Here is a 6,116-nt window from a genome sequence, read left to right as displayed (position 1 = left end):
AGATATATAAAGTTAGCATAAATAATTATTAAACGGATATTTGGTACCGCTACATCGCTATAAAATTAAGGTTTTGGACTATCCATAAAGTAAAAAAGGCGTTATCCTTTCCTATGATTCTACAGAAAGAATAGCGTATTTTTTCATTATTTTATAGTAAAATAGGTCTCATGGTATGAATGTACAATTTAGATATTTGCCCAATGAACCATATGCTTTTAGAACTGAGAAAGACCTTAAAACAAATAAGTTATATATTTAAGACAGTAATGTTCCAAGCAGTATAGATGGGAACGTCAAGAACTTAAATGATTTAAGATTCACACTATATAAAAGTTGAAGTATACGACTAAGGAAAGAGTGCTTTGCAGTGTGCTGCATATTCAATAATTAACCTTACGTAGGGAGTGCTTATATGAAAAGCATGAAAAATGTAATATTGCTAGTAGTATGTTTCATATTTTTAAGTGGTTGTAATCAAGTTAATGAAGATGAGGTACAAAAATATATAAAAGAAAAACACGGAATCGATGTTGTTGTAACACATATGAGCCCTTTAAATGAAAATAATATGGGACATGCATACCATACTGTGCAAGCAAAGAATAATAAAAATATTCAATTTCGAGTAGAGGTAGATGGTCTCTTCTATTCATCCATAAAAAGTGATGAATACAAATATGGAAAAAAAACATATGAGGCATATCAGAAATTCCAACCAACTCTAGAAGAAATAAAAAAGTTAGGTTACGTGGAAACTAAAACTGATAACACTCTTCAATATTTGTCAGAGGATAGAAGATCAGATGAAGGAAAACCAACTAATGAATTATTATTAACTTTGCAAATGAGTAACGAGATTGACTTTAGCCAATTTGAATCAGTAGAATTAGATCGTTTATATACTCTATTTCAACTCATCCAGAAAAATAATAAAAAGATAACAGAACTTGAAATTAAGGATTATAATGGCAAATCTTTAGGTGGACCTTTTAAAAATGTGCAAAAAATGATAACAAAAGAAGAGCTGTTACTAACAATGAAAAAAACGATGGGCAATACCATAGACATTTATTTGGAAAATTGGATTAAAAATCATACAAAAATAGAAGAGAGATTAATTGCAATTCAAAACAATCATTTTGAATTGCAAGGTATTACTTATTCAAATTTGAAAGATGGGGATGTTCGAGGATATAAGGTGTATTTAGTTATTAATACCAGTAGTAATGAATTTGAAAATAATCCCCTTGTAATTAAAGATTTAATCAAGGTAACCACAATCCTTAAAGAAGAACTATATAATAAAAAATTTAAGATATATTTAGACAATAAGAATGGAACAAGATATACACCTTGGTTATCATCAGAAGAGATTAAAAAAGCTATTAACATCGAAGAACTTGTAAAAGAGCGATATCCTAAGAATTAAATTTAAAGTACTGTTGCTTTTTTTTATTTGATGGGAAAGCATGATATTTCAATTTGTTCCACCAGCTTGCAAATTAGGGTTCTGTTGTAGAGTCTATTAACAGGTAGAAAGTTAGAATAAGTATAGTCGGATCTGATTTAAGAGGAAGTACGACATCATCTTAAATTAGGGGCACAGACACATGCCAATCAACCCAAAGTTCATCATTATAAAATGACGGCTTGTCATCCATCAGCGCATCATTTGTCTGCTTTAGAAAGAGATGTTCAGATGGTAAGAGCTGGCTTAGATTTTTATACGATAGATACGCATTATATGAAAAGCGAGTTGATTTCTTCCAAAAACAAAGTGACGATTGTAGAAGGAATGTGTGTCGCATTTATTAATCCCGATTTATTTGATTTAAAAATTTACTTCTATACAGATGATGAAACGGAATTAATGAGAAGGTCTAGCCGCGATATTGCTGAAAGGGGAGCCGATATCAATTATTTAAGGCGGTCTCATGAAGAACGTCGTATTCAGTATAAAGTGTTTATGCATCCATACAGTCAGCGTTTTGATATTATTATCAAAAATTCTGATGAAGCAATATGTCTAGAAAAAAATACATTTGAGTTTTATGGAGTTTAAATGCAAATACCCTATTTGTTATGTTAATTATGAGGGGTCATTTTCATTATTTGGCTCTCAAATGAAGCAACATTATTATTCACCAAAAAATCCATTCTCTATGAAACAAATAGATTTATAAATGATTTTAATAGCCCTCTGCTATTTACATAGACAGAGGGCTATTGTATTTATGGCGGCAATATTAAATAACTTTTATATTACTTTACAATAGCGGTGCTTTTTTGTTATATAGGGTAATATCATATAGGAGTAGAAGTCATGCATATGATAAAAAAGAACAATTTCAGTAGGAATCCTGATTGTTTCTTGTAATGTGTCCTATATTTGCACCAGAACCGGTTAAAATTAATATGGTTCAGTTGGAGGAAGGAACCTTATGGTATCATTTTAGTGAGATTATTTATATAATTAAATTATATAAATAAACAGATTAGAGAAAGGTAAGTGAATATTATAATTGATTTTGAACCATTTAATCCAACAATAAATGACATAGCGATCAAACTTGCTATGGTACTGTTTATACCCTTATTCTTAGCATTGCTTATCAAAGTCATACTTATGAAATTTATGAGAGAATCAATTGCTGGCAGACTAGCATATCTATCTTGTCTATTTTTTATGTACTATGTATTTAAATTTGTTACAGAGTAGAAAGACATCTTAGGATGTCTTTTCTTTATTAATAACAGTAACTTAGTATTTAAACCTATAGGTTCACACAAGATTACATGTATTTAGTTCTGTATAGCTATAAAATTTTGGTTTGGATTTTCTTGTCCAATCAAGTTCCAAAAATGAAAGTTTAGACTTTCTTGTCTAAATAATTTAGAGTTTCATGTCTTTGTACATTTGTACACTACATGAGGGAAGGGGAATACTTTCATCATCCTACAACTGTTCGTTAAATTCAGATTTAACGAATACAATAATTTGAAAATTAAAAGTCGATTGTCAGCAATTAGTAATACTTATTAATTTAATAGAAGTAACTCAAGGTTAAAAAGAATAAATAGGAAAAGTAACATCACTTTCCTTATTTTGTTTATGTATTTCAACATTTGAAGTTACATAAACAAATACTCAACCATTTGTTAAAAATATATTTAACGTAATCAATAATTATGAGAATTTAGACCTCCATATTTCATCTCATTTTTTCTAACAAGAGAGTTTTTAAATCCTGATTATATTAGAATTTAAACTATGTATTTTTTATATAATAAAATCAATTATTATGCTAATTATATATAGCAGTCAAATCGATGTATTAAGGAGAAGGAAAAGAATAAAAGTTCAGCAATTATATATCGCTGAACTTTTATTCTTTATTCTTTCCAATTCTTCCTAAACTATCTTTAATAGTTGTTTCTCCAAGTTGAGTGTATAACAAAGCTGTATCTTGACTCGTGTGCCCAAGTTGCTGCATCACTTGTAACGAGTCTTTCTCCTCCATGTATAACTTATTTGCCAATGTATGTCTTAATTTATGAGGAGACATTCTTTTTCCATAGGCCTTAGTATATTTTTCTACTATATCTTGAATAGCTCTAACTGAAAGAGGTTGTGCAGTATGTTTATATTTCGATAAAAACACATTTTTCAATTCTTTCCCTGGAGCATATTTGTTATCTCTAATTTCCATATACTTTTCTAAATCATTCAATGCAATTGGTGTAATCCATACAGAATCTTCTTTGTTTCCTTTTCGGATTACATCAATCAGTCTTTCTTTTAAGTTTATATCTTCCATACGAAGATCGGCCAATTCACTTACACGAATACCGCTACCAAGAAAAAGGGAGAGGATAGCTACATCACGATCTTTATCTCTTAAGAAATAGAATAACTGATGTTTTGTTAAAGATTTTTCATGTTCATACTTTACGTAATTCAAAAATTCTTGATCGTCATCATTATGGAATATTTTAGATCTCATACGTTTTGCACGAGCATTTAATGTTTCTTTATCTTTATGTATTTCTATTTTAGCCATTACATTTCTATAAAAATAGCATTCTCCATCTTCATTCTCTGATAGGGAGGTAAGGTACTTAAATAAAGATTTTAAGGCCGAAATTTTTCTGTTAACAGAGGAATTCTGCATGTTTTGTTGTAGTTTTAGAAACCTCATAAAGTTCTCAACATCTTTTTTCTTTAAATTCTCCAAATCAGAGAAGGATATGTCTTTAATGGGCTTAAATTCAATAATTCGTTCAGATAATAGCCAATTAAAGAAGACTCTAAAATCATATACATAATTCAGTAGGGTGGAGGGAGAGGCATCATGCAATTCTTTGTACTCCACAAATTCTACTATGTAAAAGGGCATTTCATTTAAATTCTCGTATAATTTCTTACGATGTACGGATTTTTGACGTTGTTTGCTGTAATCCATAAAAATCACCTCATATATACTATAACAGAAAAAGAATACGAACACAAGTTCGCGTTAAATTCAATTTTTACACAGACTTATTTACATAATTAAATTATGAAATACTAAAATATGTTCAAAACTGAATGGTATAGTGTAGTTAGTCAAATGAAAATTATAGCTAACTAAGTGATAAATTTGTATAAGACCATAAAATTCAGTACAAAAACTACATATAAATGTATGTAAAATAAAATAATTTTTATATATAAATTCATACAAAAAATCAATATATGATAACAGTTTAAAATTCGTTATCTAAAATGAATTGATTAATTTAATCATGATTAGAAGGAGTTAAATAGATCAACATAAGAAAAACTTTTATAAATTTAAATGTAATTTACTATAAAATTTTGCAATAAGTTATTTAGTATTTAATAATTTCTATATAAAATATGAATTATATGGACACATACCAATATGCGGAGATTCATGCTAACGAGCTTGAAATCCCTAGATACTGTTATTAGATATTTATATAATTACTTTATTCTTCGTAAAATTGGTATTTCGTGCGAACTTGTTGTTTGTTTTTTAGAATATTAATTACACCCTTCTATCTTCACTTATTCCAACTATTCTCTCTTTATATTAAAAATACCCTATAGATTATTCTCATTTTCTATAAGGTATTATTTTATATGAATTCTCTTATATTGATTTTTCCTTATACGAAAGAAAAAACACATTTATGCAGTATAACTTCTTTTTATTAAGATATCTTATTAAAGATCGCCATTTGTTCTAACTAGTTTGTCTTCAACAATTCTAACCATTGAACCATTTGCAACTTCATTTCTTATGTGACTACTATATTGATTAATACTCCAGGAATAATTGTTGTAAGCAATCGTTCTACCAACTTCATTATTATACAAGTCCATTTCCTTATCAACGCCATTAGAATATTGCTCATGGGCATCTGTCCAAACTTTTGCTCTTGCAACACCCACATCACGACCTTTAATAGCACCTAATTCTTTAGCAAGGGCTGCATTCCAAAAAGAGTGCCTAAAAGCATCACCATTTCCTTGATAAAGAGTTGAGTTGGTGTAGTATTTCTCTGAAGTTGTCTTCGCTAGAACGGAACAAGCCCCATAAGTTACAAATTCGAATGGATTTTTCTTAGCCAAATCAACTTCAGCATCAGTTAATGTTCCGAATCCAGGTATTTGAAATGAATATGCGGAGCGAAGTGATACTGATTGATTATTTTTAATCTTTTCAGCTACAATTCGATTTAGTTCGTCTTCAGATTTACTGGCAGTAATGTTTTTCACTTCTTGATATATAGCATTTAAATCACATAGTTTAATTGATTTGACTTCCTTATCAGTCAGCAATTCATTACTTTCTTTAGTATTAATATAATTCAATACGCGTCCTTCTGTAAGTTTGTTAGATGAAATTGATTGTACTTTAGTAATATTTCCTTCATCTGCATATGAATTACTCGGTAGAATCCCTGCACCTAATAATCCCATAGTTAATGCTGTGACCCCATGCCCATCAACTTAAGAATCTAGACTACCCCCAAGTGTAAAAAAACGTTATTCTTTCTAAAAAGCTAACTAGAAAGGATGACGTTTTTTATGAATCTTTCGATTC

Annotated in this window: 4 protein-coding genes and 1 pseudogene; 3 read left to right on the top strand and 2 right to left on the bottom strand. The window is 29.2% G+C overall.

Annotated elements, in window-relative coordinates; translation table 11 throughout:
* Window positions 1–415 precede the first annotated feature (415 nt).
* From ACS2CR_RS33075 to ACS2CR_RS33065, 3 genes and pseudogenes are all read left to right on the top strand, one after another.
* Window positions 416–1,432: a hypothetical protein gene (locus ACS2CR_RS33075; RefSeq protein WP_153603139.1), complete on the top strand. Its 1,017-nt coding sequence runs from the start codon at window positions 416–418 to the stop codon at window positions 1,430–1,432.
* Between the two features lie 189 nt (window positions 1,433–1,621).
* Window positions 1,622–2,065 (top strand): annotated as a pseudogene (locus ACS2CR_RS33070) (phosphoribulokinase); the annotation flags it as partial.
* A 447-nt stretch (window positions 2,066–2,512) separates the two neighbouring features.
* Entirely contained in the window at window positions 2,513–2,722 is a 210-nt protein-coding gene (locus ACS2CR_RS33065) for a hypothetical protein (protein WP_309567947.1), read from the top strand.
* Window positions 2,723–3,389: 667 nt separating this feature from the next.
* On the opposite strand, the gene xerS is transcribed toward ACS2CR_RS33065, so the two are convergent.
* Both xerS and ACS2CR_RS33055 read right to left on the bottom strand, forming a co-directional pair.
* A complete protein-coding gene (xerS, locus tag ACS2CR_RS33060; RefSeq protein WP_153603138.1) occupies window positions 3,390–4,466 on the bottom strand; it encodes a tyrosine recombinase XerS in 1,077 nt (358 codons plus the stop codon).
* 767 nt (window positions 4,467–5,233) lie between these two features.
* The gene (locus tag ACS2CR_RS33055) at window positions 5,234–5,992 is read right to left on the bottom strand and encodes a DUF6973 domain-containing protein (protein WP_153603137.1); all 759 of its coding nucleotides are present in this window, start codon (window positions 5,990–5,992) and stop codon (window positions 5,234–5,236) included.
* Window positions 5,993–6,116: the final 124 nt, after the last annotated feature.

Origin of the sequence: Bacillus cereus group sp. BceL291 (assembly GCF_051776705.1) — a bacterium.
Taxonomy (GTDB): Bacteria; Bacillota; Bacilli; order Bacillales; family Bacillaceae_G; genus Bacillus_A; species Bacillus_A cereus.
This window is presented reverse-complemented; position numbering and strand designations above follow the sequence as displayed.